This is a genomic window from Microbacterium sp. Bi128 (assembly GCF_918698205.1).
In genome coordinates this window covers 1-1,224 of sequence record NZ_CAKKMM010001473.1, presented here as the reverse complement: position 1 = coordinate 1,224, position 1,224 = coordinate 1, and the positions used below count along the sequence as shown (strand labels likewise).

The 1,224-nt window shown below is 67.2% G+C and carries 1 pseudogene; it reads right to left on the bottom strand.

Features of this window, described 5'->3' with window-relative positions:
- Nucleotides 1-1,176 (bottom strand): annotated as a pseudogene (locus LQV45_RS33785) (amino acid transporter); the annotation flags it as partial.
- Nucleotides 1,177-1,224 lie beyond the last annotated feature (48 nt).

The following is a 1,224-nucleotide window of genomic DNA, read 5'->3' as shown; positions in this document are numbered from 1 at the left end:
GATTACGACCGGGCGGACGGCCCGGCCCCATTCCGGCGCCATGCCGTAGGCCGGCAGGTACCGGGGCACGATGTTGATGAGTCCGGCCATGGCGGAGGCTCCGGCGAACCAAAGGATCAGGGCGCTGGAAATGTCGTAAACGGTGCCGAACCCGGCGCCGAACAGGTCGTGGGCGAGGAACGCCAGGGCGCGGCCGTTGGCCTGTCCGCCCTCCTCGAACTCCTTGGCCGGGATCATGACCGTGGTGAGGAAGCTGGTGGACATCAGGTAGACGCTCATGATGGCCGCCGCCGTGGTGAGCAGCTTGCGGGTGTTCCTGACCCGGGACGCCATGACCTGCTCGGGGCTGTCGCCGGTGGCCTTGATCAGCGGCATCATCGAGACGCCTGTCTCGAACCCGGACAGGCCCAGGACCAGCAGGGGGAAGGCGATGACGGCGGGCCCGATCAGGTCCATGGGGCCGCCGCCGGCGCTGGCGAGCAGCCGGTCGGTCCAGCCGGCGATCAGGGACGGTTCGGAGAGAACATGGGCGAATCCTGCTGCGACGACGGCGGCGTTCAGGAGCAGGTAGACGGCCACAAGCGGAATGGCGACGCCGACGGCCTCGTTGAAGCCGAGCAGGAACACCCCACCCAGGATCAGCAGCAGGATCACCGTGATGATCACGGCACTGCCTTTCAATCCCGCAGGTACGATCGGGTTCTCGAGCAGGTGCACCGTCGCGTCGGCTCCGGAGAGGGTGATGGTGATGATCCACGAGGTCGCAACGAACCCGAGCAGCAGCAGCACGAAGAACTTGCCGCGCCAGAACGGGAGCAGCTTCTCCAGCATGGCAACCGAGCCCTGCCCGTGCGGGCTCTCCTGCGCGACCCGGCGGTACATGGGCAGCATGCCCAGCAGGGTCAGGGCCACAATGAGCAGGGTGGCCAGCGGCGACAGGGCACCGGCGGCCAGGGCGGCGATACCGGGAAGGTAGGACAGGGTGGAGAAATAGTCGACGCCGGTCAGGCACATGACTTTCCACCAGGCGTTGGGCTTGTGATCTTCCTCGGCTTCGGGGCCGGCGGGTGCGACCTGGTTGGCCAGTAGCCAGCGGACCAGGGGCTTGTGGTCCGGGCGGTCGGCCTGCTTCAGGTCAACTTGCGCCGGGACGGCGTGGTCAGAAGTGGTCTGCATCGGATCTTTCTGTTGGTGGCCGGGCGTGTGCCGGGCAGGAGCAAGTCC